Origin of the sequence: Halomonas sp. A40-4, from assembly GCF_015767635.1 — a bacterium.
Taxonomy (GTDB): Bacteria; Pseudomonadota; Gammaproteobacteria; order Pseudomonadales; family Halomonadaceae; genus Vreelandella; species Vreelandella janggokensis.
Genome location: NZ_CP065230.1, coordinates 1220915 through 1245904, shown reverse-complemented (window position 1 = coordinate 1245904; position 24990 = coordinate 1220915). Strand labels below are relative to the sequence as shown.

Sequence of the window (24990 nt, the reverse complement as noted above, 5' to 3'; positions counted from 1 at the left end):
ACGCCCTCAACCGTGACGCTCCCGTTCCAGCCGCTGTGCCATCAGCGAAGCCACCAACGGCGTGTCAGCGTCCCGGTGGGTCGGCATCGCGAAACGGGCGGCGTCGATCGCGTCGGTGTCGATGTCGGCGCTGACGAGGGTCTCGCCGTCTTCGGCCCGCACCAGCACCTTGCCATCAACGTCGACGATGCAACTACCGCCCCAGAACCAGGCATCGCCCTCTGCCCCGTAGCGATGGGCCATGACCATGGGCGTGGCGTACATCATGGCGTAGAACTTCAGGCAGATCAGCCAATTGCCTTCGTCATCGAAATCGCCATCGACCATTCCCGTCGCCGCGTTGACCGGGGCCAGCATGACGTCGGGACGCTCCATCATGGCCGCGTGGGCCAAGCCGGGATTCCAGAGATCGGCACAGATCATCACACCGCAGGCGAGACCGTCGGCATCGGCGACGGTAAGCGACTGTCCCTTGCTGAAATGCTTGCCTTCCTCGTGTCCTCCGTAGGTACAAAGATTGACCTTGCGATGCACGGCAACGACCTGCCCAGAACACAGACAGGCCATGGAATTGGCATATTCACCGCGACCGCAGCGCTCGACGAAACCCACTACTGTCAGCATGTTGCCGACGGATTCCGCCAACTGGACAAGACGCGGATCATCGCGATGCATGGCAACCTCGGGAACACGGTTGCCCAGGTCATACCCCGTCAGGGAAAGCTCCGGGAACACCAATACATCGATCTCCCGCTGACGGGCTTCCTCGATGACACGACGGTGGGTCTCGATATTGTGCGCGACATCAGCCAGCGAGCATTGAATCTGGGCGGCGGCGAGCCGGTAATTCGTCCTGCAAATGCTCAAAATGTTGCCTCCCGCAAGAAACAAGAAAACACTGGATAAGCTTCGACGAGGATACGGTGAAACCCATGCATTTCCTATCCAATGCCTATTGGCATCGCAAATAAATGGCATGACATATCCGAATATCATAATCAGAGATATCTCTGAAGAGCGTGTTAAGCTCTTTACCTACACACTTATAAAAAGTGTCTTATACAGAACTTTTTAAGCGCGTTAGTAAAACACTTGTTCACGAATGCGACGTCCATGCCAATGAATTTACTTAAAACTTTTTATAAGTAGTCACGAGTTTTTAGGGTCCTTATCTTCGAACACATTATGTTAAGTAATCTTCATCCTATGTGTATTGGCACATTGATAGGGAATGGGCTTTTTCATCTATCAAGCGATTCTGGGTCAAAAACCAGCACCAAAGGACACTAACATGCACGACCACCCTTCCCTTTCCTGGATGCACGGAGTCGATCTAACGGCTCTGGACGCCGCCCACCTTCATCAGGTCAAGCGGTGCCTGCTTGACCTGCTGGGGGTGGCCGCCGGGGCCACCCGCACGTCCCTCGCCGAAAAAGCCAGACGCTTTGTGACTACCCAGCACGGCGGCGACCGTCCGCTATTATTTGCCAACGGCCAAGCCTCGCCAACCGGCGTCGCCCTACACGGGGCCTGGCTCATCGACGCGCTCGACGCACACGACGGCCAAGTACTCACCAAAGGACACGCCGGCGTCGCCTTGTTACCCGGACTACTGGCGCTGCCCGAGGTCAACAGACTTTCCGGACACGATTTCCTCGCCTTGCTTGCCTACGGCTACGAGATTGCTACCCGCGCGGGGATCGCCCTGCACGCCACCAGTCCGGATTACCACACCTCCGGCGCCTGGAACGCCCTGGGTGTCGCTGCCGTTGCCGCTCGCCTGCGCGGGGTTGATGTCGAGACCATGCATCATGCCCTGGGTATCGCAGAGTTCTATGGCCCGCGCAGCCAGATGATGCGCTGCATCGACCACCCCACGATGCTCAAGGACGGCTCTGGCTGGGGGGCAATGACCGGGATCTCAGCGGCGCTGCTGGCCGAAGACGGCTTCACCGGAGCCCCGGCGCTGACAGTGACCGCGCCGGACGTGACCATGGTCTGGCAAGACCTGGGCGAGCGCTGGTATCTCCACGAGCAGTACTTCAAAGCCTACCCGGTCTGCCGCTGGGCCCAGCCCGCCGTGGAAGCCGTGTTGTCACTGCCTGCAGCGAAACGCGATCCCGCCGCCATCACGCGTATCGAGATTATTACCTTTCACGAGGGCAAGCGCCTGCACGTGATGCACCCGACGACCACCGAGCAAGCCCAGTACAGTCTGCCCTGGTCTGTCGCCTGCGCACTGGGGCGGGGTACCGTGGATGTTGCGGGTGTCTGCGACGAGCTCGACGCCCCCGACCTCAAGGCGCTTGCCAGCCAAGTAGAGATTCATGAGGATGACAACTTCAACGCCCGCTTTCCTGCCGAGCGCTGGGCATGTGCCCGATTGCATCTAAGCAACGGTGAGGTCATCGAAAGCGCGAACTTCGAGGCGCGTGGCAATCCGGATCAGCCGCTGTCGGACGCGGAGTTGATTGAGAAATATCAAACGTTGGCCAAGCCTGTCCTGGGCGACCGAGCCACACGAATTCACGAGGTGGTGATGAGTCTCGATACGCGACCCGCGGGCGACCTTCTAGCCCTGCTTGGCGAGCCTTGAAACGAGGACGGGCAAGCGCTGAATGGCCTCATATCGTTTTCTGGTCATCTGACATCTCGCTTATGGTGTTGATACTACCACCTGGGTTGGTGTCCAGAAGCAGTGAACCTATACCCCTTACCGAAAAGGGGTCAGCCCCCGGGATGTCGCAAGCTATTCACCACGACGTTACTCACCTGACGCTAAGTAGCTGAAGGTGAGCGCTTCTTCACTGTCATAGATCTTCGTGGCACATAACGGCACGCCCGCAAAATCGTGGTCGATCAGGGCATCAGCGCTGATGAAATGGTCCCGCTTCGGCTGTTGGGTGCGCAACTCACCCTCAATGTTCTCCTGGAAAACCATGGGCACCGTCGTGATACCGTCGGTTCGAGATACACGATTCACACGCCTTGCGACATCGAGATAGGCAGTGGGGTCCGTCAATACCAGCGTACGCCCCAGCCTTTTGACCGGGATATCGATGGGCCGTCCATCCCAGAGCGCTTCGTCAAGGGACGCATCATGCAAATCGATGGGCTGCACTCGCACGATGCCTTGATCCGGAATGCCGACCTGCTCCTCCGTCGCCAGCAGCGCCACTCTCAGGTTCTTGCCCACCCCACCCTGCTTCGGCAGATACATGACAAGGGGATGATCCTGCCGCCTGAACACCAGCTCGGTGTCGGTATACCCTGTATAAAGGCTTCGCCAGTCTTCGCCGCATACTCTCGAAAGGTAGGCACGCGTTTCCGCTGTTCGCCAGAGCAGCGCACGCTCGGCGCTCTCGGTGTAGTCGCCAACAGGCGTTGTGTGGGCCAGCGACACCGCATAGCCCATCCCCGTGAGGTAGTCGTCAAGAAGCGCAAAAGCCGTCACTTCCTGATGAGGCGTGAGCGGCTTGGGCAGGCCCTCAATGAAAGCGTCGACGGGTGTGTCTTTCCAATCAAGCGACAGCACCCATCCAAGCAGTGTTTCGTAAAGGTTGGAATCCTCCAGCGCGATCATCGCGTCGCTTTCCTTCAGCACCGGGGTGGTATCGGGATCGGCGCTTTCTCGCACATCAACCGTGATGCCCAAACGCATCATGTTCGTTGTGGCCGCTTGCAGGGCGTGGCGTTGTTGAAGGGTTAAAAACGGCGCCGCTATAGCGATATCAAGCTCGACCGGCACTCCATCTTCCGTGAGCAGCCGCGCACCGTTCCCCAGCGTGTAACCGGCCTCGGTGAGTCGCTGAAAACTTTGCCGCAACACCGCTCGCCCGTTTCCGACACCGACCATGGCCTCAGGGTCAAGGCTGCTCAGAACCGGTATGCCGTTTCCGGGGGTCATGCCAGAGGCATCCGCCAAGGCTGCAATCGAGGCGTCAGGACCGTCGAAATCGGCGAGCGCCTTACGGTACTCAGTAATCGGCCCCGTGAAGGCCGGTGCAGAGAGTTCGAGGTTCGATGACCCAGCGGTGCGCGGAAAAATCGCCTCGTCCGCGATACCCAACAACATGACGGCTGCGACGACATCCCGAATCGCCGGGTCGGCAACCGCCTCAGACCCCGGATTGAAGCGCAGGACAAGTTCGGCTTCACTCTCCTCGAAGAAAGGGATGTCCAGGTTGGCCTGAATGGCGGGGGGCGGCAGGCTAAAACCGATGCCGAAAAAGAAGGCGGCAGCGGGGGTTGGGGCCATGACCAGACCGATGGCCAGGATAAGTGGCAGCGACCGAGTAGCGAGCATGGCATACCTCCCCGTCTAGCGTCGGCTTGTGCAGCGCAAGATATTGTCGTCGATCCGGCAATTTTCCCATGTTTCCACCAGTTGCCAGGTCTGCCCGTCTTGACGAAACGAGGCCCAGGTCCACTGATTGAAAGCGCTTGCCGCATTCACGAGCGACGCGACCTGACCCATCATGCCTGACCCTGTCATCGACATATCGGCGCGATACCGACAATAGGCCGATACGTCAGGGTCCTTCATACGCAGGCAGTGATCCAGGCTGACAGATGTGATGCGCATATTACCGGTGCTTGAGTTCATCGCACCGCCTCCGGAGAACAGGCACATCATTGCTGCCACAGGATTGTTGTCCCGGCGATAGGTGTTGCATTGGTCGCCCATCGCATCCAGCCGCTGGAAAGCGACATCGACCCTTGTCTGAATCGCGTTCTGGATGTCCTGTGCATTCGGTGTGAAACGACTTGCCAGCGACGGCACGCCAGGATCGACCACCGATGCAGGCCGTTCAGGCGTCAGCGCGGGCTCGGGCGTAGGCGCACCATCGGGGTTTCGAGCCAGCGCGATATCGATCGGTTGCGACAGCTGCAGGTCGAACTGCCGCCCTCCGAAATCGACCACGACATCACGGCGCCCATCGGTGTAATCGTACCAAGGAAGGTCTTCACGAATATTCTGCCGGAGCCTATCGAACACCTCTCCCGAGCAGCCGTGATGGGTGAACACATCGATAAAGCCTTCCTGCTGCCTCTGACGCAATTCATCGAACCGCTGAGATAAAACGCTGAACGAGAAATCGTTTCGCAGCTCGCTGTCATATATTTCTCTGCTGACGTCCTCATAGGTAGAGGCCGTGAGGACAAACGGCGCAAAATCGTCATCAAGGAGGCTCATCGTCTGAACCTCGGCAAGAGGCGTCGTCGTATAGGAAGACATCGGCTCGTCAGTGGCCGTGGCACAGCCCTCCCAGTAAGCAAGGTGGAACGCCATATAGTTGAGCATCCGAGCCCGTAGCGACGACTCCGAAGAGGCCCGCCGACCCTCATAAATCCGCTGGAAGGTTCGCGCCTGGCTCTGGTCCAGGAATGACAAATCAAGCTCGGCGGGCGCCTCCGCCGATCCTGGGTCATTCTCAGCAATCACGGTCGCGTCGAGATCGATGCGTTTTAGTGGATTCGGCTTACCAGCGCGGCAATACGCCAATAGTGGCTCCACATCCGCGCGAAACGTGCTGAAATCAAGGCCGCCGGTCATGGGCAAGAACGCGCCATTTCTTTTCAACTGATAGGAAAAATTGGTGGTGCCCTTCAAGTGAGTAAAGAAGGGGGCGTCAGCGCGTGCCGACCCCGTCACGCGAACCACATGGCGATGACTGGGAAAGCGCTCCCCCAGCGCTACCGGCATCGTCAATTCGTGGTCTTGACCGTAAGGACGAATGTGGAGTGAATACTCGTCGTCAGCGCTCAGTTCCAGAGGGTCGTCCATCAACTGTGAGACGATGCTGGTCATATCGATGATGCCATCGCCGCGGCAACGCATCACAAATTCCGGCTCTCCCTCAGGCACATCGTAGTTAGCGCCACGCGTGTAGACAAAAGCGGGGTCACCTTGGATGGATACGAGAACTGGCGGAGTGGCGTTCGTGCGATTCTCGTCACGGCCACTTTTATCGACACTACTCGCCGTTATTCGCGGGTCGCTTCCCGCTCGCGCCATGTCGGCAATGCGTTCGATTTCCTGGATATCCATTACGTCATCTGCGCTAACCGCATCCTGAGCAAACACCGTGGTGGCAGTGCAGAGCCAAAGAGGTAAGGAGATAAGCCGACAGGTAGCATTGAGTGTCCGATACATGGTTTTCCTACCCTCGAAAGCTCGGATCGCTAGAGCAGTGGTCACCCGTTAGATGTAAAAAAACTAGGTGCCTTTAGTGAGGGGGTCAACGCTCAATTGTCTAATACTTGTGATGACGACAATCTCCTTGATTTCATTCAAAACCCCAAGATTGCATACAACAATAGACAAAAGTTTAATTTCTGAGCGCTAATTACTCATCTAGATTCAAAACTGCATACAATTTTAGGAATCCAGATGGCAAACACCGCTCGCATAGCACCTGCTTCCGTGGTCCAGACAGCGACGACCAAGGTGCATGAGGTCATCAAACAGCGGATTTTAGATGGGCACTACCAGGCTCATGAGTACATTCGGGAAGCGAATATTGCCCGTGAACTCGACGTGAGCAGAACGCCTGTCCGTGAGGCCCTCCGCGAACTGGTGTCGGAAGGTTGGCTCGAGATGATTCCCCATCACGGGTCTCGTGTGACGGCCTGGACCGAAAAGGATGCCCGTGAGGTCTTTGAACTACGCCTTGTACTGGAACCCATGGCGGTTCGCATGGCAAGCGAGCGCATGACCAGGGAATGCCTTACCAAACTCGAAGCGATGGCTTCCCACATGGAACAGCTCACCGAGATGGCCGATACGACGCCATCCATACGTAATGAAATCGCCTCCATCAATCATGAGTTTCACCGCGAACTGATCCACGCGAGCGGAAACCAGCGCCTGGGTGCCGTGTTGGAAAGTGTGGTTCGCACCTCGGTCATCAGACGTAATTTTAGTCACTACGACCTGGCCAGCCTGCGCCGGAGTATGCGCCATCACCGAGAGATTCTGGAGGCCATTAAGGTGGGTAGCCCTCTATGGGCCGAACAAATCATGAGCGCTCACCTACTCGCTGCCAAGTCGTTAAATGGCCGCTTTTCCGATTCTGCCGAGTCTTAGCGAGCATCCATCCATTCATTCAATAGAGGCATCACAACAACAATGATTAAAAACGAAGCCCAACCCTCAACGCCCCTGAACGATATCAAGGTACTGGAACTCGGTCAGCTGATTGCCGGGCCCTACTGCGGCCAGGTACTGGCTGACTTCGGCGCCCAGGTCATTAAGGTCGAGCCGCCTGGCAAAGGTGACGCCATGCGCCAGTGGGGGGCAGCGGATAATGAGACGGGCGAGCCCCTCTGGTGGAATGTCATTGGCCGCAACAAACAGTCACTTACCCTGGATCTTCGCCAAGCACGTGGACAAGAAGTATTGCGTGAATTGGCCAAAAACGCCGACGTCATTATTGAAAATTTCCGCCCCGGCACGATGGAACGATGGGGGCTCTCTTACGACGTGCTCTCCCAGGACAACCCAGGCTTGGTGATGGTCCGGGTTACCGGCTTCGGCCAGGATGGGCCCTATTCCACAAGAGCCGGTTTCGCCTCAGTCTGCGAGGCCATGGGCGGGTTACGCTATTTGAGCGGCTATCCGGATCGACCTCCGGTCCGCGTCGGCATTTCAATCGGTGACACACTGGCAGGTTTGCATGCCGCCCTCGGCACCATGATGGCCCTCCACCAGCGTGAACGCACTGGGCACGGCCAAGTGGTCGACAGCAGCATTTTCGAATCCGTATTGGCGATGATGGAAAGCCTCATTCCTGAATTCGCACGTGCCGGCAAGGTTCGCGAGCGCAGCGGCAGCTTTCTGGCGGGAATCGCGCCCTCCAATGCCTACCCGGCGCGGGACGGGCGGGACGTCATCATTGGCGCCAACCAAGACACCGTCTTCGCTCGCCTTTGCCAAGCGATGGGCCAGCCAAGCTTGGCAGATCATCCTGATTACGCCACGCACCGGGCGCGCGGCGAGCATCAGCAGGCCATCGATGACCTTGTGGCAGCCTGGACACGCCAGCACGACGCTCAGCACGTCGTTGATATTCTCGCTGACGCGGGCGTCCCCGCTGGCTTGGTCTACAACGCGCCCGACATGCTCGATGACCCGCATTTCAAGGCGCGTGAAGCCATTGTCGAAGTCTCCGATCACCACGGCAACCCCCTGCCAATGCAGAACGTTTTTCCGCGACTATCCAGAACCCCGGGAAGTGTACGTCACGTTGGCCCCGTCTTAGGCGAGCACACCGAGACCATCCTGTCCGACTGGCTTGATCTCGATACCAATGCACTCGCCGCCCTACGCGACGACCAGGTGATCTGACGGAGGCCTACCATGGATCCAGTTCTTGTTCTAATTGCCTTGATCGGGCTTATCGCTTTTGGCGTACCGATCTTCCTGGCCCTTGGCCTCTCTGGATTACTCGGCCTTTACATGGCCCGCGGTCCACTGGCGTTCTTTTTCGCACCCTCCTCGCTGTTTGGCCAGCTCAACGCCTTCGAGTTGATCGCCTTGCCACTATTCATCCTGATGGGCAACTTCCTTGGCGCAACCCCTGTCGGCTCAAGCCTGTTTACCGCCGCTGTGCGCTGGCTCAACTGGCTTCGTGGCAGCCTGGCAATTTCGTCGGTGGGCGCCTCCGCCATGTTTGGCGCGGTATCCGGGGTCAGCCTTGCCGGTGTCGCCGCAGTGGGCTCCATTGCGGTACCTCAGATGCTGGCCCGGGGCTATAGCCGCTCGCTGGCCGCGGGCTCGGTCGTCAGCGCCGGCGCCCTGGCCATGCTGATTCCGCCCAGTGTGCCCTTCATCATCTACGGGGCAGTTTCCAGCGTTTCGGTGGCCGACCTGTTCATCGGCGGCATCGTCCCCGGCATCGTATTGGCGCTTGCCCTGTCGCTGTTCATCTACATCCGCGTGCGCCTGAACCCGGCTGAAGCACCGGCCAGCGAGGAGCGCTTCACTTGGCGCGAGCGTTGGGCGAGTTTGGCCAATATCTGGCATGCCGCCCTACTGGTGGTGGCCGTACTGGGCTCCATCTACTCGGGCCTGGCCACTCCCAGCGAAGCGGCCGGCATCGGCGCCGCCGGCGCCTTCCTGATCGCGACCCTGATATTTCGTAGCCTCAGTTGGCGGAAGTTCCTGGAGATACTGGCAACCACCGCGCGGATCAGCGGCGCAATCCTGCTGATCATCGGCTGCGCCAAGATCTTTGGCGACTACCTCAATATGGTGCGGGTCCCGCAGCTACTCACCGAAGCGCTGACCTCCACCGGTCTGCCCGCCTGGGCCATTCTATTGGCGGTCATGCTGCTGCTGATCCTGCTCGGCATGATCGTCGACGCCGTGTCCCTGATCGTCGTGACCACCCCGGTACTGCTGCCATTGGTCACCGCACTGGGCTATGACCCGCTTTGGTTCGGCATTGTCATGGTACTCAACCTTGAAATTGCCGTCGTGACACCGCCGGTGGGACTTAACCTATATGCACTGCGCGGGGTCTGCCCAGAGCTTTCGGTAGAGGAAATCATCAAAAGCTCTCTACCCTTCGTCGCCGTCCAGTTCCTCGTGCTGATGCTGTTCGTGTTCTTCCCCAGCCTCAGCCTGTGGTTGCCGGGGCTCATGTAGTCCCGGTGTTTCAACGTCAGTGAAGTGAGCTATCACCTCCGACCTTTAAAGGGTCTATCACAACAACAAGCAGGAGATTCACCATGACCTTATCCCGCCGCCAAGTCCTGAAATACGGCACATTCGCCACTGCCGGGGCCACGATGTTCGGCTCTCATACCCTGCTGGCACCACGTAGTCACGCCGCCACCACGCTGACCGGTGTCACCTACCTGCCCGACTCCTACAAAGCGTTAACCTACGGCTCCAATCGCTTCGTGGAGATGCTAAAAGAGCAAGGTGGCGACGCGTTGACAGTGGACTTCTACGACTCAGGCCAACTCCTGAAGGTAGACGAGCAGCTGCCAGCCTTACGCTCGCGGAGCATCGACTTCATGTTCCATACCTTCTCCTACGTTACCCGATCGATTCCTATCCTCGGTGTCACGGGCCTGCCGGGCGTGGTCGGCGAGCTCTACCGCCACCCCGAACGTCTGCGCCAAGGCAGCCCGTTGATGACGTTGATCAACGACGTGTTGGCCGAAGATAACCTCTACATGCTGACTTCCGGGGGCGGTATTCTCGAGCCGGAATACCTTTGGAGTACCGAGGAAAGCCCGATCCGCCGTCTTGAAGAGGTACGCGGCAAGAAGGTACGTATTGTCGGCTTTGAGGCTACCCAGGCCTTCGAGCCCTACAACGTGGGCGCGACACGGATTCCCTCCTCCGAGACCTACATGGCTCTTCAGCGGGGCACCGTGGATGCGGGGATCTTCAACATCTCGACGGTTATCGGCCGCAGTCTCCAGGAGCAGTTGAAGGTCTGCTACAAACTCCCGATCACTGGCTTCTCGGTGGCTCCCTTCATGCTGCGCGACACCTGGGACAGTCTGGACGATGACGTCCGCGCCGTGCTGCAGAATGCCGCCGACTGGTATGACGCCAACTTCATCGAGCACTGCAACAACGATATCTATCCCAACGAATATTGGCCCCAGGTCGAGCAGGCTGGCGTCGAGATCGTCGAGCCCAGCGAAGAGGATCTCGAGACATTCAACAACGGCGTTCAGGACGTCTGGGATCAATGGAAAGAAGAGGTCGGCGAAGAAGTCGGCAGTCGCGCCATTGCCCTGGCCCTGGGCGAGGAATGAGGGAGAGCACCATGACGATGACTGCCATGCGCAGCTGGGATGGGGTACTCGCCGTCCCACGCTGGACGTCGATGGCGGTGCTGATGTTCATGATGGCGTCAATCTGCTATGACGCCATCATGCGCTACGCCTTCGCGGCGCCGACCAGTTGGAGTCTGGAGATCAACTCCTTTCTGCTGGTCTATCTTGCCGTGATCGGCGCCGCGGAAGCCCAGCGCCACGACGCTCATATCCGCATCACTTATTTTAAAGACAAACTGCCGTTGCGTCTGCGCGCCACCATCGACTTGGCCACCGGGCTTTTGGGGGTCGTGTTCTGCACGATCCTGGTGTGGCGCGGTGGTATTATGGCGCTACAGGCACTCGAACACGGCGAACGGGTTTCCAGTTCGTTGGGCACTCCCATGGTATATCCCTATGCCCTGATGCCGATCGGATTCGCCGCTCTAGGCCTGCAGTTTCTTATCGATGCGTTGACCACCCTTCCTCGTCTGATGGGCTCTGACAACGATGAGGCCCCCTCTCATGACTAACACCCTTGGCCACAAGCTGATTGCCACCCACCTGGAAGACGAACTGCCCGAACGCCTTGACGCGCCCGTTCTGCTCAAAACCGGCGCCAACCAGGGACATGGGTCGAGCCGAGAGAACGCAGCCTTGATACCTAAACGACGGGGCCTTCAGGTGGTCGTCGCCAACAACTTTGCTCGCAAACAGGAGGCCCCGTCATGACGTTGCTTGCGCCACCCGCACAGGTGGACATTGTCGAGGTCGCTCCCCGCGATGGCTTTCAGTCGATCAGCGACCCACTACCTACCATCGATAAACAGCGCTGCATTTCAGCACTTATCGATGCTGGCATCACCCGCCTCGAAATCGGCTCTTTCGTGAGCCCCAAGGCCATCCCACAGATGGCCGACATTGACAAACTCATCGAGGCTTTCGTCGACCGGCCCGAGCTGCGCCTTTCGGCGCTCGTGCCCAATCTAAAGGGAGCCGAGCTGGCCCTGGCGCACGGCATCCGCGAAGTCGTCTACGTGGTTTCGGTGTCAGAGTCCCATAACCGCAGCAATGTAAGACGAAGCGTCGATGAGTCCCTGGAGGATCTCGGCCGAGTGGCAGAGCGCCTGCGTCAGACCGAGGGGACCCGGTTACGCCTCGACCTCGGCACCTGCTTTGACTGCCCCTTTGAAGGCACAATCGACTGGCGGCAGGTTGACCGCGTCCTCGACCAGGCGACCCGCTTGACCGACGGCTTGCCGCTAGAAGTAGCCTTATGCGATACCACCGGCCGAGCCAGCCCCTATCAGGTTGCCGAGCATTTCACCCAGTTGCGCGAGCGTCATGGCGGTAAAGGGCTGGCCTGGGCCTTCCACGGCCACGATACCTACGGCATGGGCGTAGCCAATGCGCTTTTTGCGATACATCACGGTGCCACGGCGGTGGACAGCGCCTGCGCTGGCCTGGGAGGCTGCCCCTTCGCCCCCGGCGCTACCGGCAACACCGCCACCGAAGATCTGCTCTATGCCCTTCAGGGTGGCAACGTCACAACGGGGGGCGATCTGTCAAAACTGCTCGTGGCGGCCGACCTGATCGCTGCCCTGCCCGGTGGCCAGACCGCCAGCCACTTGCGCCAGGTGCCACGAGAACGGATGCGCTAAACCGTGCCGGTCATCGTGCTCCTGTCGACCACCCTGGTGCTGGCCTTCTCAGCGCTGGTGGCACTGTTTCCTGCCGCCATCGCGCCAGAATTATCCGGTGTACTGGGCGTCTCCTCGGCCACCATCGGCTTGCAGGTGAGTCTCATCTTCCTCGGCGCCATGCTGACGTCGCTGGTGGGCGGGCCGCTTACCCGACGGCTGGGACCCTGTCGCACCAGCCAACTTTCCCTGGCGATGCTCGGCGGTGGCGCCGCCATGATGGCGATCCCGGCCTTGCCAACCTTTGCCTTAGCCTCTCTCATCGCGGGCTTGGGTTACGGAATGACCAACCCCTCCGCGTCAGTCCTGCTGGTGCGCTTTACCCCGCCCGAGCGACGCGGCCTGATCTTCTCATTGAAACAGTCGGGCGTGCCCATGGGAGGTGTGATCGCCGGGGCCAGCGCCCCCTTTTTAGCCCTGGCGGTGGGCTGGCAGGCCGGGCTGCTCCTGCTCAGCGCCATTGCACTGCTCGGCATCGTCGCCCTGCAATGGCAACGGGCGGGTTGGGATGACCAGCGCGACCCAAACACAGCGTGGCTGTCGACGCCCTTCTCAGGGCTCGACGTGGTATGGCGGCAGCGGTCGCTGCGCTACGTCGCGCTGCTGAGCCTGTGCTTCTCGGCGATTCAGCTATCGGTCTCGGCCTTTACGGTGGCACTGCTGGTGGAAGATCTGGATTTCGGCCTGGTCGAGGCAGGATTGGTCATGTCCGGGGTGCAGGTAACCGGTGTCGCGGGACGCATCGGCTGGGGCGTGATCGGCGACCAGCTGGGCGACCGCCTGACGACGCTGACCATCATCGCATTCACCACCGCGTTGGGCGCTCTGTTGGTAGCCACCATGACACCGGCCTGGCCCCAGTGGCTGGTCATTGTATTACTTGTCCTGCTGAGCTTTTCCTCGTTGGGCTGGAACGGCGTCTTCCTGGCCGAAATTACCCACCTGGCCCCGCCACGTCGTATCGCGGATGCCGCTGGCGGTTGCCTGGTTTTCACCTATGGCGGTGTGTTGCTCGGCTTGCCTATGGTGACTTTGCTCCACAGCTTGCTGGGTGATTATACAACCGTTTTCGCTATCCTCGCGGGTATCGCGGTACTGGGACTCTGGCTCATCCATCAAGCGAGACGGTCCGCCACCATCCCGCCACCACACGTCACTCATACACCGAAGGCAAAACAACGTTGACCGGCCGACAGGGTTTTCCGCGCCATGGCTTCAATGGATACTTTAAACGCCTGGCGGGCGTGGTCTTCGCCGTGTACCAAACGCACCTCGCGCGGCCAACGGTGCATCCGTTTGATGAAATTAAGCAAGTCGCGCCCACCCTTATATAGCGCCCCCTAAATAAAAACGTATCACATTACATAAAAAAAGCGCCTGGCAAAGCCAAGCGCTTATAGCTAACCCAATCAGCTGTTCCCCACAACGTTATTACTGACGCTGACTTATAACCGGGGCGATATCAGGCAGCCATGGTCATCTTCTGTTTCGGTAATAGCCACTTATATATAGTCATTTAAATTATGTGCCACTATCCCGCATCGCCAGCAGCCAACCATTCATCAATCAAGTCACGATTTTCATCGATCCAGGTCTGGGCACCTTCCACCGGATCGCCGGTTTGCTCGATTTCGGCCATCAAGCCACCCAATGTATCGTCGTTCATGTGCCAGTCATTGAGTACGGACGTTAGCCAGGGATCGTCGTCTCCAAAATCTTTGCGCGACATCCAATGAATATCATCGCTTTCGCCGTAAACGCCTTCAGGATCTTCCAGATACTTGAGGTCGTACTCAGCAAAAGCCCAATGCGGGCTCCACAGTGTCACGACGATTGGCTCTTCGCGCTGGTAAGCATCATCAAGCGCCGCCATCATCGCCGGTCCAGAGCTGTTAATTTGATTAAGTGGCAGTTCGTACGCTTCTATCGCTTCGTCGGTAGAGCCTGCAATCGCCGAACCTGAATCAATGCCAAGAATAGTCGGATTACCCTGGTACACATAAGCCTCAGCGTTTTCGCCAAGCTCGGGGATGGTGTCGATTTCGACGTAGCTCGGCACCACCAAGCCCAACCCAGTGCCTTCGTACCAGACATCGTGCACGTCGATCTCATCCTTGTGGGGCTCAAGGAAAGAAGCATCCGTAGTGGGTAGCCAGATCTCCATGGAAAGATCGATATCTTCGTTGGCCAGACCACTGTAAAGCACGCTCTTGCTGACATCGGAGAGTTCGATGTCATACCCATACTCTTCTTCCAGAATGATCTTCCACATGTTGGCGACGGCAATGTTCTCGGCCCAGTTGTTGGTGCCGATCACCAATGACTTGTGATCGTCTGCCTGAACGCCAGTTGCCGCTGCCAAAAGCCCTACCATCAAGAACGATGATGACATTTTATTCATACCAAGTTCCTTCCTTTTGTTTTAGCCATTCTAAAAAGTCAATCGTAGCAGGTTATTATCGAATGACGATCGACATTACCGAATAGCAATCATGAGAAAAAAGAATGAAGCACCGTTTCACTAGGTGTATCCCAGCAACCTGGAATCGAAGGGGTAATCGGACAGTAGCTCCACTTTTCCGTCATCGCGTACGTAGAGTTGTTCTTCAAGCTTGACGCCCTCACCGCCCTCTTCGTGGCCGATAAAGCTCTCCACGCAAAGCGTCATTCCGGGCTCTATAATTCCGTCGTAGCCCTTGTCGTCGATATCCTCACGATGAACGATGTAGGGATACTCGCCATTCATGCCAACGCCATGCGCCAAGGCAAAGTAACGGCGCGCCTTATAGGCTTCTGGCAGTCGCCAGGCACGCTCGGCGTATTCCTTGAAACTGATGCCGGGCTGGATGTTTTCCATATTGGTACGTATCTGTTCATATGCCATGGCGTAGAGATCCTTCTGCGCCTGGCTTGCCTGGCCATCGCCACACAGGAAAGTGCGAGAGAAGTCGGCATAATAGCCGTAGCGCCCAACCACGTCGGTATCCAGCGCCACCAGTTCGCCATCCTGGATGATGCGATCTGAACACTCCTGGAACCATGGGTTGGTGCGCGGTCCCGAGTTCATCAGTCGCGTCTCGACAAAATCAGCGTCGGTTTCGATGATGTGCTGGTGCAACCGTGACCACACAGCGTTCTCACTCACTCCCGGCTTGATCGCCCTTTCAAGATGACGAACACCATCTTCTACCGCGCGAAGCGACGAACGCACCATCTTGATCTCATTGGGTACCTTGATGGCACGCGCCAACTCCAGTGGCGCCTGTGCATCCAATACCTCTAAGCCACTCCTCTGCAGCATGAAGGCCGCTTCCGGTGTGGCGCTTTCGATGCCGATACGTTTACCACCCCCACATTGCCGAACGAGGTCGATGATCTCGTCCGCCCAGGCACGGGTCACCGCCTCGGTATTTTTCTCATTGAAGTAATAAGAAATCGCTTTCGCTGGGCGAATCTCATCCACCGTAGGCAGGTGCCTGGCCAAGTGCTCGCAGCCGGAAAACTCAAACAACACCACAGGCCCTTCGGCGGGCACGAACGCATAGCGTGCCGGGTTGCGCGAACTATAGACCTGCATGTTGCGCGACCCTGTCGCATAACGTACGTGTGCCGGATCAAAAAGCACGACCGCGGTCATGTCGCGTTTGACGAGTTCACGTCGAACCCGGCCAAGGCGGTCAAGTAATACCTGTTCAATCTCGGCTTGCGTCGGCTCGCAATCGCTGGGCTCGTGGGTCGGCGGAAGAATGCCGAGGGTATCGAGATCCATCTTCATGGTCTCTCCTCTTCATTGAAAATATAGGGAGGCGTGCTTAGTCGATCAGTCCGTCAGTACGCTCGGCATAGCGGGCTTCTGCCTGGATATGCTGCTCAGCGACACGCCCGTACAACTGGCGTGTTCGTTCCAGCTTGCCGACCACGCCGGGTTGCTGCGAATAGGCGAAAATGGCCGTCAGTCTTGGCGTATCACCTTGCACCTCTGAGACGCGGTGCAGACTGAAGCGCCCTTTGAAAAGCTGTAGATCCCCCGGACGCAGATCCAAACGCTTTACAGGTGTTGGGTCATCCTCACGAATCACCGCCCTGACACCGGTATAGTTTTCGTCCTGCGGTGTACGAATTCCCGGGCAATACTCGAAAACGCCGCCCGCTTCGGGCTGCTGCGTCATCATGGTGACGATGAATTCGTTGGTGTCGTAGTGCCACGGCTGCTGAGTACCATCGGGCAATACGTTGAGCACGAGGCCAGCAAAGGGGTCGGCATACTCGTAAATCTGCTCTTCGCCAAGACAGCGTGCCACCAGCGATTTCATTGCCTTGGAGACATAGAGCCTATGAATCAGGCTATCTGCCGTGATCATGTCCCGTGTAACGAAACCGCTGGTACGCGTCATGAATATCCGGCGGGGGTCATCTTCCGGCAGCGAGGGGTCATCAGCCGTAAAATAGGCGTTGACCTGGCGCGTGTTGAAGAAACTTTTCTCGGCCATGCGCGCGCTCTCTAATCGTGCCTGTTCGAGTACGCTCGGGTGCAAAAAGCCACGAAGCACCGCACAGCCCTCACGATCAAGATCACGCCGGGCAGACTCAATGACCTCAACCAGCGACGAACTATTGGGGTCATCGAGTGGATAGCGTTCGGTATTGACGAAGGCAGACAGATCCAGGCGTTCGGCATCCGCCAACTGGTCAGCGTTCAGCATTGCATTATCCTCCAGCAGTAAAACAGGCACCGGGCTTGGCACCCGGGCTTATCTGGAGGCATAGTGAATAAACACTCTCTATTGAGGAAACAATTCCTTGTGATGGATTCCATCGACTTTACCGATAGTTCATCCCGCACCCCGTCACTCGACAATGAGCTGCTGAGTGCTTTCGTTGCCGTCGTGGACAACAATGGGTTTACTGCTGCCGCTAACCAGCTGCATAAGACGCAGTCGACCATTAGTCTGCGCATACGCACCCTGGAAGAACGGCTCGGCACCCGTTTATTACAGCGTACAAGCCGTCAACTGACACTCACTCAAGATGGTGAAACGTTTCTGGTCTACGCCCGACGCCTGTTGCAATTGCAACGCGAGGCGTTGAGCGTGCTTGGTCACGGCGACCACGACGGCATCATTCGTTTCGGCCTACCAGAAAATTATGCCGAAGCCTGGCTACCGGCACTATTGGGCCGCTTTGCCGAACGCCATCCGCGCATTCGGCCGCATATTCACTGCCGCATGTCGAGTGAACTCATCGAGTCATTGGAAGCGGGGGAACTGGATCTCGTACTGACCATTCAGCACAAAAGCCAACGGCATGGGGTATCAATGGGCCACGAGGAAGTGGTTTGGGCAGCGCATCGAGATTATTGTGTCGACCCCAGTGCGCCGCTCGCACTGGCGCTCTTCCCCGACCACTGCCCTTATCGAGAACGCGCCCTGGAAGCCCTTGCTCGCATGGGCAGGCAATGGTCGCTGGAATATACTACCCAAAGCCCCACCGGGCTGCGTGTTGCCGTCAACCAGGGCAAGGCCGTCACGGTTACTGATCAACGCGCCATGCCAGAGAACTGGCGCATCCTTGATGAAGCAGACGGGTTCCCGGCACTGCCACCTGCCGAGCTGACGGTTCGACAATCGCCGAGTTTCCAGCATCCAGCGGGGGATACGCTCATCGACTTACTGCGAGAACAGCTTCTTTCTGATAATAACCTCCACGACGCCTCCTAGCCCTGTGACGATCTTTCCGCAAAAAGACCTTTTTGCAAATGGACGCTTAACCATGACAGCTATAGACCGGTGGGGGGATCTTCAATCTCCTGCGCCAGCCATTGGCGAAAAAGCTTGAGGTTGGCCGACTCAACCTGGTGTGGCCGGGTTGCCAACCAGTAGGAACGATGCCCGGTGACCTCGACATCAAGCCAAGATACAAGCTCCCCTCTATCCAGCTCACGGGCAACCATGTGCCGGTCAGCGATGGTCACCCCGACAGCGTTGACGGCGGCATGAATCGCCAATTCCAGCAGGTCAAACGCAATACCCCCGCTGGTCTTCACCCCTTCGATACCCGCCGCTGACAACCAGTGATCCCAGGTATGAAAGCGATCCTCACCCCAAAGGACATGGAGCAGCACCTGGTGATTGAGGTCGAGCGCATCACGACGCATAGACCCCCTGAGCTTGGGTGCGCAGACGGCGATATGACTTTCTTGCATCAAGTGAACTATCTCGGCATCCGACCACTCACCGGTTCCAAAACGAATCGCTGCATCCAGGTTTTCGTCTCCTGCAAGGTCGTCATCGGCGCGCGTAGTCAGGGACAACTCCAGATCCGGGTGCAAGGATTTCAAGCGACCCAGCCGCGGGATCAACCATCGGTTGGCAAAGGTCGGGGGCGCATTCAGGCGCAGGTGGGGAACAGCATCTGGCTCTTGCAAGCCTCTTACGGTCCAGGCAATGCGATCAAAGGACTGACGCAGTACAGGTTGCAACCGGCGCCCCGCGTCGGTCAGTCGAAGGTGGCCTGAACCGCGCTGGAAAAGCGACACCCCCAACTGCTCCTCCAGCAGCTTGACTTGACGGCTGACTGCGCTCTGAGTCACGCAGAGGCGCTGTGCCGCCAGGGTAAAACTCGCACACTCGGCGGCGGCCTCGAAGGCCTTGAGAGAATTGAGTGGGGGTAAAGTGCGTGACATTTGCCGGAGCCTCATTGGGTGATTTTTTCGCAGCAACTTACCAGATAATGTCAGTAATCACCTGCCCAATACCAGCCTTGCATGAGTTATAGGAATACCCGGGGTTCGCTTTCGTCGTTTGTGGGGCCACAGCTGAGCGCCTAGTATCACGCCGACATGCCAACTCACCGCCGAGGTTATTAGATGACGGACCGCTCCCACGCCGACTGGCAGAACCGCGCAAGCACTCTCCCTCTACCGCAACTGGCCTATATCGACGGACAATTCGTCAACGCTCTCAACGGCGCCACTTTTTCAGCCGAGAACCCGGCCACCGGTCAGGTACTCACGGATGTGGCGGCTTGTGACAACGCCGACGTCGACCTCGCCGTCGCCAGTGCTCGCCGCAGTTTCGAGAGTGGTGAATGGCGAGACCTGCCGCCCACCGAACGCAAATCGCGCATGTTGGCATGGGCGGATGCCATTGAGGCACAGCTAGACGACATTGCGTTACTTGAGACCCTGGAAACCGGCAAGCCGATCGGCCAGACCACAACCGTGGATGTGCCCGGCCTGGTCGGAGGGCTGCGCTGGTATGCCGAATCACTCGACAAGCTTTACGGTGAGACGGCACCTAACGGCTCAACGAGCGTCTGCCTGATAGACCGTGAGCCGATGGGCGTGGTGGCCGCCGTGGTGCCATGGAACTACCCCTTGATTATCGCCAGCTGGAAGATCGGCCCGGCGCTGGGCGCGGGCAACTCGGTGATCCTCAAGCCCGCCGAGCAGTCTAGCCTGGCAACGCTCAAGGTGGCCGAGCTTGCCCAAGGGGCTGGTATTCCCGCGGGCGCCTTCCAGGTGGTCACAGGGCTTGGCCACATCGCTGGCAAGGCATTGGGCCTGCATGACGGCGTCGATGCTGTTGGTTTCACCGGTTCCACTGAGGTCGGGAAAGCCTTTCTTGAGTATTCCGCGCACTCCAATATGAAGCGCATCGGTCTGGAGTGCGGCGGCAAGAGCCCGCACATCGTCACGCGCGATGTGGAAGACCTGGACACCATCGCCATGTCGGTCGCCTATGGCGTCTGGTACAACCAGGGCGAGACCTGCCACGCGGGTACCCGCCTGATTGTCGATCGAACCGTCAAGGAAGCGCTGCTTGCAAAACTCCGCGGCTGGGCCGAGGCACTAAAGCCCGGCGACCCCCTCGACCCCGCCGTACAGATGGGGGCGATGATTGAACAGGCGCATATGGAAAAGGTGCAGGGGTATCTCGATCAGGGCCAGCGCGAAGGGGCGCAACGGCTGTTCGGCGGCGAGCAGGTTCGCAGCGAGAGCGGCGGTTACTACCTGACCCCGGCCGTACTCGACGATGTCACCAACGATATGCGGGTGGCCCGCGAAGAGATATTCGGGCCCGTCCTGGTGGTGATTACCGTGGACGACCTGGATGAGGCATTGGCCATCGCCAATGACACCGACTACGGCCTGGGAGCAGCGATCTGGACAGATCGGCTACGCGACGGCCACCGCGCCGCTCGTGCCTTGCGCGCGGGCACCGTTTGGGTCAACTGTTACGACCACACATCGATCAATGCGCCGTTTGGTGGCTACAAGCAATCCGGCCAGGGCCGCGACAAATCTCTCCATGCCTTTGATAAGTACACAGAACTCAAGACCACCTGGATCGAGATTTGAGCCCTATGCCCCTGAATCATTTTCACACCGGACGTCAGACACCGATCATCGCGGGACCTGGCAGCCTTGAGCAGCTACCTGAGCTTCGTCACCGCCTGGGTGCCAGCCGTTACATGGTCATCAGTGACCAGGGCCTTGCCGCGACCGGCCTGGTCGATGCCCTGGTCGACAACCTGACAGCTGATGCTGAGGTAGATACCTTCCTGGCACCGACGGGCGAACCCAGCGTCGCTACCGCCGATGCGGCCGCAGCCGAGGTACGTGCCCTGCCCGGCCGCCCATTGGTGATAGGGCTGGGCGGCGGCACCGCATTAGACATCGCCAAGCTGGTCGCCGCACTCGCAGAAAGCCAGGGCGATATGGAAAATTACCTGCTGGCCAGAACCCCCTGGTCAGGGCGCGTACCCGCCGTGATGGTGCCAACGACCTCGGGTACCGGCTCCGAGGTCACACGCACGTCGATCCTCACCGACGCAGAGGGACGCAAGCTTTGGGCCTGGGGCGACGAATTGCTACCCGACGCGGTCCTGCTCGACCCGGTGTTAACCCGTGGCCTGCCCGCCCCGCTCACCGCCACCACCGGCCTGGATGCCTTCGTCCACGCGCTGGAGGCCACTACCGGCCAAGGGCGACACACTTTTATTGAAGCGCCAGCGCTGCAGGCCATCCGCCAGGTAGGCGAGACGCTGCCCATGGCGGTGACCAACCCTCATGACCTGGTGGCCCGCCAACGCATGCAGGAAGCCGCTTGCCTAGCGGGCCAGGCCATTGATAATGGCGGTACCGGCATCGCACACAATATCGGCCATGCCCTGGGTAGCTGTTACCACTTACCCCATGGTGTCGCCGTAACGCTGGCGCTGGAAGCGTCACTGGCGTGGTCGGTGGCAGACAATGAGGCATGTTTCGCGCCAGCGGCCCATGCACTGAAAGCCGGGAGCAAGGCACAAGAGCTGCCCAGGCTATTCCGCGAACTTGCTGATCAGACCCACTTCAATCAAGCCCTTGCCCCCTTCACCACGCAGACACTAGACGCTGAGGCGCTAGCCTTGACCATGCAAAAAGACGAGAACGCGCCCATGGCCCACAACGCAGCCCGCCGTCCAACTGGCGAGGACTGGCAATGGCTCGCTGACGCCACTGTATCTGTGTTCGAGCGCCGTGTTGCCGAGCTTGCCACCCAGAACCGGGAGATCAGCGCATGAACGTGATTGAGCGCATCGAGATCAGCCAGCACCAGTGCGAGCTCGACCCACCCTTCCCCGCGGCCTGGGATAGCCAACCCAGGCAAAAGTTTCCTGCCGCTATCGTTCGCGTGATCGACAGCGAAGGCCGTGAAGGCATCGGCTCGGGCGATGCCATGTATGGCTTCGACGACTTCCGGTCACTATTCATTGGGAAAGACCCCTTAGCCATCGAACGCCATAGCGCCGTTATCGACAACATCGGCTTTCATGCCGGGCGTTGCTGGCCACTGGAAGTCGCTCTATGGGACTTGATCGGCAAGATCAAGGCACAACCGTTATGGCAATTGCTGGGCGGCACCTCGTCGCGCCTGAAGGCGTACGCCTCCAGCGGTACTCATCGACCTACCGAGCAGGTCGTTGCCCTCGCCGAGCAGATTCGCGACGCGGGCATCACCGCCATGAAACTACGCTTTGGCCGTCACCGGCTCGACGATGATCTAGCGGTGCTCGCGGCGGTACGTGATGCCGTGGGACAAGAGCTGGATCTGATGGTCGACTGCAACCAGGGCTGGCGGATGCCCTGGGATACCCAGGCCCCCTGGGACCTGGCCAAGGCAAGCGAGGTGGCTGAGGAGTTGATTCGCCATCATGTGCTGTGGATGGAGGAGCCGCTCTATCGCGGCGATTATCCTGGGATGCGCGCCCTCAACGACCTGACCGGCGAGCGGCTGAAAATCGCCGGTGGCGAGATGACCCGTGAACCCTACGAATTCCGCGAAATGCTGCGACAGCAGTGTCTTGACGTCTACCAACCGGACGCCGTCTGCTCAATCGGGCTTCTCGGCTTATCCAGACTGGCGAAAGAGGTCACCACGGCAGGCAAGTGGTTCACACCGCATACCTGGGGAAACGGCATCGGCCTTGCCGCCAACCTGCATCTCACCGCAGGAGCGGTTGGCCCAGCAGGCTGTCCTTATCTGGAATACCCCTTCGACCCACCGGAATGGACACCCGAAGTGCGCGACTTTCCGCTGACGACCGCCATCAAGCCCGATGCCGAAGGCTGGCTGACGCTCTCTGATGAGCCTGGCCTCGGCATTGCACTTGACGAAGCACGCCTCGCGGCCACCCGCGCCAACCAGGCAACTTGGCAGTAGCGACTGTCAATAAAGGCTTTTTGCGGCAGTACGCGCCAAGCTCTGCTTCTGGCATCGCGGAGGGGTCAATGCCATGGCGAGCTTGGCGTCAGACGAGTATTCGTTAGACAATAGTCGAAATTACTAGGCGGCCATTTGACAGGATGTCATTCGTTACTTATTAGTTATGCAAACGTTTTAAATTCCGTGGGAAGAAATATTTCTCACACATAGAAAAACAATATCTGTATCTATGCAAACGTTTGCAAAGATGGCGGTGCTATTTGGAGACGCACATGACCGAAAGAATAAATATAAGTAATCTGTCCAAGCGTTATGGAGCCACTGTCGCCCTGAGCGGAGTCGATATGGGCATTTGGCCTGGCGAGGTACATGCCGTCCTTGGTGAAAATGGGGCGGGCAAGTCCACTCTGGTTAAGATTTTATCGGGGGTTGTTAGCTCAAATGCTGGAAGCATATCGCTTGATGAAGAAATCATCCGGCCAAGCTCGATCATAGAGGCGAGACGCTGGGGGATTGCGACTGCATTCCAAGAGCTTAGCCTAATTCCCAACATGACTGTTGCTGAAAATCTTCTTTTGCCCCGGGCATCTTCGGGTCGTTTTTGGCCAGAATCCAAGGCTAGTATTTTCGAACGCGCCAATGAGGTGTTAATCGAATGGGAAATCGATGACATTTCATCCCAGTCGATTGTTGCTGACCTGACACTAGCCCAGCGACAGCGTATAGAACTCGTTCGTGCGCTCAGCCATGCGCACTGCCTACTAATTCTCGATGAGCCTACCGCCGCGCTTCCTGATACCAGTTGGCTGTTTCGTCAAATACGTCGAGTCACGTCGCAAGGCGTGAGTGTTCTGTACATTTCCCACCGTCTCAATGAAGTAAGAGAAATATGTCAAAGAGCGACTATCCTGCGCAATGGCGCGACGATGGGAACAGTTGATCTGGAAGGTGTCGATGACGAAGACATTTTTTCAATGATGGTAGGACATGAATCGAGCCACAAGAACAAAGCTGCTCGTGAGAACGCTACTAACGGAGAGGTATTGCTCGAAACAGATCGACTAGCATCGAAAATGCTGAAAGGAATCAACCTTAAACTTCATGCTGGGGAGATACTTGGTGTTGCCGGGTTGGAAGGTCAGGGCCAGCAGGAACTCTTCCGTATATTTGGCGGATTACATAAACCGAAATCAGGAGAAATAAGGGTCGGTGGTAAGATCACTTCACTAAACACACCTCGACAAGCACTACGGATTAATCCTGGAATCGCTTTCGTGCCCGAAGAACGGAAGACCGAAGGCATATTTCCCAGCTTAAGTGCAGCGGCGAATATTTCCATACCCAATTTTGCCACAACAGGCTGGGCGAAAATCGTCAATGGCCGTCTCGAAAACCATCTGGCTGCGGAGGCTGCAAGCCAGGTAAGCCTTTCAACACGCTATCTCGATTTCGAAGTTGGCAACCTCTCTGGGGGCAATCAACAGAAGGTATTATTGGCTCGAGCCCTGATGACAGGCGCTAAAATTCTGGTGTTATTTGATCCAACCAGAGGAGTGGATGTCGGCACCAAGCAATCCATCTACGCAATGATGCGCCATTTCGTGGATCAAGGGGGAGCTATTATTTTCTATTCTTCCGAGCTCTCCGAATTGGTGCAGCTCAGTTCACGTTGCCTGGTTGTTTATGACGGCCTCATCACAGATGACGTTGCAGCAAATGAAATTTCCGAGGAACGGTTACTGGCTTCTGCACACGGCCCAGTAATTGCCAGGAAGGACAGCATTCAGGAGGCTGTGTGAACC

The 24990-nt window shown here is 58.1% G+C and carries 22 protein-coding genes; 14 read left to right on the top strand and 8 right to left on the bottom strand.

The features are described from left to right. Positions 1-6 precede the first annotated feature (6 nt). Complete coding sequence (locus tag IT895_RS05825) at positions 7-867, bottom strand: nitrilase-related carbon-nitrogen hydrolase (protein WP_199285001.1); 861 nt, start codon at positions 865-867, stop codon at positions 7-9. Positions 868-1291: 424 nt separating this feature from the next. Here IT895_RS05825 and IT895_RS05820 point away from each other — a divergent pair, with 424 nt between their 5' ends. After that, on the top strand, positions 1292-2596 hold the full coding sequence (locus IT895_RS05820; RefSeq protein ID WP_085917323.1) for an MmgE/PrpD family protein: 1305 nt from the start codon (positions 1292-1294) through the stop codon (positions 2594-2596). A 168-nt stretch (positions 2597-2764) separates the two neighbouring features. On the opposite strand, the gene IT895_RS05815 is transcribed toward IT895_RS05820, so the two are convergent. Continuing rightward, entirely contained in the window at positions 2765-4306 is a 1542-nt protein-coding gene (locus IT895_RS05815) for a hypothetical protein (RefSeq protein WP_199285000.1), read from the bottom strand. Positions 4307-4321: 15 nt separating this feature from the next. Then, positions 4322-6157 (bottom strand): hypothetical protein, encoded by a 1836-nt coding sequence (locus IT895_RS05810; protein WP_199284999.1) that lies wholly within the window; start codon positions 6155-6157, stop codon positions 4322-4324. 237 nt (positions 6158-6394) lie between these two features. Between IT895_RS05810 and IT895_RS05805 the strand changes: the two genes are divergently transcribed. The 8 genes from IT895_RS05805 (at position 6395) to IT895_RS05770 (ending at position 13667) form a co-directional block, all read left to right on the top strand. Further along, complete coding sequence (locus IT895_RS05805; RefSeq protein ID WP_176243611.1) at positions 6395-7090, top strand: GntR family transcriptional regulator; 696 nt, start codon at positions 6395-6397, stop codon at positions 7088-7090. Between the two features lie 42 nt (positions 7091-7132). After that, on the top strand, positions 7133-8350 hold the full coding sequence (locus IT895_RS05800) for a CaiB/BaiF CoA transferase family protein (RefSeq protein WP_199284998.1): 1218 nt from the start codon (positions 7133-7135) through the stop codon (positions 8348-8350). A 12-nt stretch (positions 8351-8362) separates the two neighbouring features. Then, a complete protein-coding gene (locus IT895_RS05795) occupies positions 8363-9652 on the top strand; it encodes a TRAP transporter large permease (protein WP_199284997.1) in 1290 nt (429 codons plus the stop codon). Between the two features lie 83 nt (positions 9653-9735). Continuing rightward, on the top strand, positions 9736-10782 hold the full coding sequence (locus tag IT895_RS05790) for a TRAP transporter substrate-binding protein (RefSeq protein WP_085917318.1): 1047 nt from the start codon (positions 9736-9738) through the stop codon (positions 10780-10782). An 11-nt stretch (positions 10783-10793) separates the two neighbouring features. Beyond that, positions 10794-11315, top strand: coding sequence for a TRAP transporter small permease subunit (locus tag IT895_RS05785; protein ID WP_199284996.1), 522 nt, complete (start codon positions 10794-10796; stop codon positions 11313-11315). Continuing rightward, complete coding sequence (locus IT895_RS05780) at positions 11308-11514, top strand: hypothetical protein (protein ID WP_199284995.1); 207 nt, start codon at positions 11308-11310, stop codon at positions 11512-11514. Before IT895_RS05785 ends, IT895_RS05780 begins: the two co-directional genes overlap by 8 nt. After that, on the top strand, positions 11511-12443 hold the full coding sequence (locus IT895_RS05775) for a hydroxymethylglutaryl-CoA lyase (protein ID WP_199284994.1): 933 nt from the start codon (positions 11511-11513) through the stop codon (positions 12441-12443). The genes IT895_RS05780 and IT895_RS05775 overlap by 4 nt, the downstream gene beginning before the upstream one ends. 3 nt (positions 12444-12446) lie before the next feature. Beyond that, entirely contained in the window at positions 12447-13667 is a 1221-nt protein-coding gene (locus IT895_RS05770) for an MFS transporter (RefSeq protein WP_199284993.1), read from the top strand. On the opposite strand, the gene IT895_RS19590 is transcribed toward IT895_RS05770, so the two are convergent. From IT895_RS19590 to IT895_RS05755, 4 genes are all read right to left on the bottom strand, one after another. Continuing rightward, positions 13640-13795, bottom strand: coding sequence for a hypothetical protein (locus tag IT895_RS19590; protein ID WP_329608937.1), 156 nt, complete (start codon positions 13793-13795; stop codon positions 13640-13642). The two genes, IT895_RS05770 and IT895_RS19590, sit on opposite strands and share 28 nt — an antisense overlap. 218 nt (positions 13796-14013) lie before the next feature. After that, on the bottom strand, positions 14014-14883 hold the full coding sequence (locus IT895_RS05765) for a glycine betaine ABC transporter substrate-binding protein (protein ID WP_199284992.1): 870 nt from the start codon (positions 14881-14883) through the stop codon (positions 14014-14016). A 120-nt stretch (positions 14884-15003) separates the two neighbouring features. Continuing rightward, positions 15004-16257 (bottom strand): M24 family metallopeptidase, encoded by a 1254-nt coding sequence (locus IT895_RS05760; protein WP_199284991.1) that lies wholly within the window; start codon positions 16255-16257, stop codon positions 15004-15006. Between the two features lie 37 nt (positions 16258-16294). Then, the gene (locus IT895_RS05755) at positions 16295-17185 is read right to left on the bottom strand and encodes a HalD/BesD family halogenase (RefSeq protein ID WP_199284990.1); all 891 of its coding nucleotides are present in this window, start codon (positions 17183-17185) and stop codon (positions 16295-16297) included. Between the two features lie 102 nt (positions 17186-17287). On the opposite strand from IT895_RS05755, the gene IT895_RS05750 reads away from it, so the two are divergent. Next, the gene (locus IT895_RS05750) at positions 17288-18199 is read left to right on the top strand and encodes a LysR substrate-binding domain-containing protein (protein WP_199285422.1); all 912 of its coding nucleotides are present in this window, start codon (positions 17288-17290) and stop codon (positions 18197-18199) included. Between the two features lie 59 nt (positions 18200-18258). On the opposite strand, the gene IT895_RS05745 is transcribed toward IT895_RS05750, so the two are convergent. Next, complete coding sequence (locus IT895_RS05745; RefSeq protein ID WP_085917309.1) at positions 18259-19164, bottom strand: LysR substrate-binding domain-containing protein; 906 nt, start codon at positions 19162-19164, stop codon at positions 18259-18261. Positions 19165-19347: 183 nt separating this feature from the next. Between IT895_RS05745 and IT895_RS05740 the strand changes: the two genes are divergently transcribed. The 4 genes from IT895_RS05740 to IT895_RS05725 all read left to right on the top strand — a co-directional run bounded on the left by IT895_RS05740 (position 19348) and on the right by IT895_RS05725 (position 24987). Then, complete coding sequence (locus IT895_RS05740) at positions 19348-20841, top strand: aldehyde dehydrogenase (RefSeq protein ID WP_199284989.1); 1494 nt, start codon at positions 19348-19350, stop codon at positions 20839-20841. Between the two features lie 5 nt (positions 20842-20846). Then, entirely contained in the window at positions 20847-22046 is a 1200-nt protein-coding gene (locus IT895_RS05735; RefSeq protein WP_199285421.1) for an iron-containing alcohol dehydrogenase, read from the top strand. After that, on the top strand, positions 22043-23185 hold the full coding sequence (locus tag IT895_RS05730) for a mandelate racemase/muconate lactonizing enzyme family protein (protein WP_199284988.1): 1143 nt from the start codon (positions 22043-22045) through the stop codon (positions 23183-23185). Before IT895_RS05735 ends, IT895_RS05730 begins: the two co-directional genes overlap by 4 nt. A gap of 275 nt (positions 23186-23460) precedes the next feature. Next, positions 23461-24987: a sugar ABC transporter ATP-binding protein gene (locus tag IT895_RS05725; protein WP_199284987.1), complete on the top strand. Its 1527-nt coding sequence runs from the start codon at positions 23461-23463 to the stop codon at positions 24985-24987. Positions 24988-24990 lie beyond the last annotated feature (3 nt).